1 protein-coding gene is annotated in these 1322 nt (G+C 66.5%); it reads left to right on the plus strand.

The annotated features are described in order from the left end of the window. Positions 1-51 precede the first annotated feature (51 nt). Positions 52-1295, plus strand: a protein-coding gene (locus ABT158_RS51205) for an IS3 family transposase (protein ID WP_352366775.1) whose coding sequence is annotated in 2 segments (ribosomal slippage) — positions 52-334 and positions 334-1295 — 1245 coding nt in all. Because the reading frame shifts where the segments join, the coding sequence is not laid out codon by codon here. The last annotated feature ends 27 nt before the right edge of the window (positions 1296-1322 follow it).

A 1322-nucleotide genomic window follows, 5' to 3' on the forward strand; every position in this document is an offset into this window, starting at 1 on the left:
TGAATCGTCCCGGGTTCGGTGGAGACTTGATCTCTTGAGAGGATCGAGTCCATGCCAGGTAAGTCTCCCTATCCCGCCGAGCTGCGCCGTCGAGCGGTGCGGATGGTCGCCGAAGTACGGCCGGATTACCCGACCGAGTGGGCCACGATCAACGCGGTGGCGACCAAGCTCGGCATCGGCACTGCGGAGACACTACGCACGTGGGTCCGCCAGGCCCAGACCGACGAGGGCAGCCGGCCAGGCCGCACGACGGATGAGTCGGCCGAGCTGAAGCGGCTGCGCCGGGAGAACGCCGAACTGCGGCGGGCGAACGAGATCTTGAAGGCCGCGTCGGCTTTCTTCGCGGCCGAGCTCGACCGGCCACACACGCACTCGTGAGCTTCATCGACCAGCACGCCGAGGTGTTCGGTGTCGAGCCGATCTGCCGTGTCCTGACCGAACACGGCTGCTCCATCTCCACCAGTACGTACTACGCCGCCAAGAACCGACCGCCCTCGGCCCGGGCGGTGCGGGACGCCGAGTTGGACGAGCACATCGCTCGCATCCACGCTGACAACTACGGCGTCTATGGTGCCCGCAAGATATGGCACCAGCTGCAACGGGAGGGGCATCGGGTGGCCCGCTGCACCATCGAGCGGCGCATGCGCGTCCTGGGCCTGCAAGGCGCCCGTCGCGGGAAGAAGGTGCGAACCACGACACCCGACCCCGGGCATGAGCGGGCCGGCGACCGGCTGCAGCGCGACTTCACCGCCCAGCGGCCGAACGCCGCCTGGGTCGCCGACTTCACCCACGTTTCCGCTTGGTGCGGGGTGGTCTACGTGGCGTTCGTCGTCGACATTTACTCGCGGGCGATCGTCGGCTGGGCCGCCTCACTCACCAAGCACACCACCCTCGTACTGGATGCCCTGGACATGGCCCTGTGGCGGCGCGAACGCGCCGGCCATCCGGTCGAGCAGGGCTTGATCCATCACTCGGACGCGGGCAGTCAGTACACGTCTTTCCGGTTCACCACGCACCTGCTGGCGGCCGGGATCGACGCCTCCATCGGCACCGTCGGCGACGCGCTCGACAATGCCCTGATGGAATCGCAGATCGGCCTCTACAAGACCGAGTTGATCAAACCCCGAGGTCCCTGGCGCAGCCTGGCCGACGTCGAGCTTGCCACCGCCGAATGGGTCGCCTGGTTCAACGCCACCCGCCTGCACTCAGCGATCGGTCACCTACCACCAGAGGAGTTCGAGGGTCTCTACTACGCTCAACACCACCCCAACGAACCCATCGCAATCAACCGCTGAGGTCTCCATCAAATTCGGGGCGATTCA

This window comes from Nonomuraea sp. NPDC001636, from assembly GCF_040298265.1.
Taxonomy (GTDB): Bacteria; Actinomycetota; Actinomycetes; order Streptosporangiales; family Streptosporangiaceae; genus Nonomuraea.